The organism is Paenibacillus sp. NEAU-GSW1 (genome assembly GCF_009737085.1).
Classification (GTDB): domain Bacteria; phylum Bacillota; class Bacilli; order Paenibacillales; family Paenibacillaceae; genus Pristimantibacillus.
On record NZ_WOVL01000056.1, the window covers coordinates 1 to 1,572 of the forward strand.

1 pseudogene is annotated in these 1,572 nt (G+C 44.1%); it reads left to right on the forward strand.

What is annotated here, in order from left to right:
• Positions 1-280 precede the first annotated feature (280 nt).
• Positions 281-1,431: pseudogene (locus tag GOM71_RS23610) on the forward strand (IS110 family RNA-guided transposase).
• Positions 1,432-1,572: the final 141 nt, after the last annotated feature.

Consider the following 1,572-nt stretch of genomic DNA (forward strand, 5'->3'; position numbering starts at 1 on the left):
AACAAAACCTCCATGGTTTTAGAACCGCAGCCCCCACATGAAAAGTTAATCATGTTGAGGTTAGCGGTTCTTTTGCTTTTCCATACTGGTAAGGAACGTAATTGGAATAAATACGCAGCTTTTTATGGTGGTACGACCCTGCAAACAAAACTGTGAGGATCCGAAGCGTGTACAGCCCCATGTTGGCTTCTTTCTGAGGAAGGATTGACCACGTACAGAAAAATGGTTTAATTTCCTTCGGATTCACCAATTACGTATCTTCTTACGAGGAGCAAATCTAATGGAAACACTAATTACTCATTGTGCCGGTATGGATGTTCACCAAGAGACGATTGTGGTTTGTGCCATTGCTGGTGCTGCCGGTGAATCACCCGAAATCGAAACACGTACGTTCTCAACCATGACGAAGAGTTTATTTGAACTCTTACAATGGCTCGAGTCAAAAGAAATCACCCATATCGCCATGGAAAGCACAGGTATTTATTGGCGACCCGTTTACAATGTATTAGAAGGCTACTTCGACATTACACTTGCAAATGCACAACGAATTAAGAATGTTCCTGGACGTAAAACCGATGTCTCTGACGCCGAATGGATTGCCAAGTTGCTTCGTCATGGCTTGGTTGAGCCTAGCTTCGTCCCTCCGGCTGACCTTCGTGAACTCCGCGAACTTACTCGTCTTCGGAAGAAACAAGTTGGTGGATTAACCGCCAAGAAAAACAGGCTCCAGAAGGTCCTGGAGTGCGCCAATATTAAACTAGGTACCGTCATTAGCGATGTATTTGGCGTGTCAGGGCGAAATCTTCTTCAGCGGCTAATGGAGCAAGGGTTTATTGATGCAAGTGACATTGAGGATCGAGTCAAGGGTACCGTTAAGAAGAAAGTTCATGCTTTAGCAGACTCGCTCTTCGGCACGCTAGATGAGCACCAAATTTTCATGATTCGATTCCTTTGGAATGAGATCGCATTTTATGAAGAATCCATTAGCGAGCTGGATGAGCGTATCGAACAATATCTCGCTAGCTACAAAGAAGAAATGGATCTGATGCAAACCATGCCTGGTGTCAAGAGAACAACTGCAGCAAGCATATTATCCGAGATGGGTAACAACATGGAGCAATTCCCGACAGCTGCTCATCTTACGTCTTGGGCTGGAGTAGCGCCAGGAAACCACGAAAGCGCTGGTCAAAAAAAAGTACCCGGACTGTAAAAGGCAATCCTCACATCAAGGTCGCTTTATGTGAAGCTGCTTGGGCAGCATCTAAAACTCGAAACACTCGATTATCTGTTAAGTTCTGGTCGATAGCCTCACGTCGCGGTAAGAAGAAAGCACTTGTTGCTCTAGCGAAGAAAATGTTAGTCATCCTTTACCAAATGCTTAAAACGAAGCAAGTCTACTTGGAGAACATGCCTGCTAGAACCTTAAACTAATAAGCATTGACTGTAATAGTGTAAGCTAAACATGGAATCGATAAATTCGTTTCCCGGGTATCCTATTGCCATTTTTCTGAATCCCCTCCCTTTAGAAAGACGAGATCCTTCATACGTGCGTTATTCTTTTCACAGAAAAAA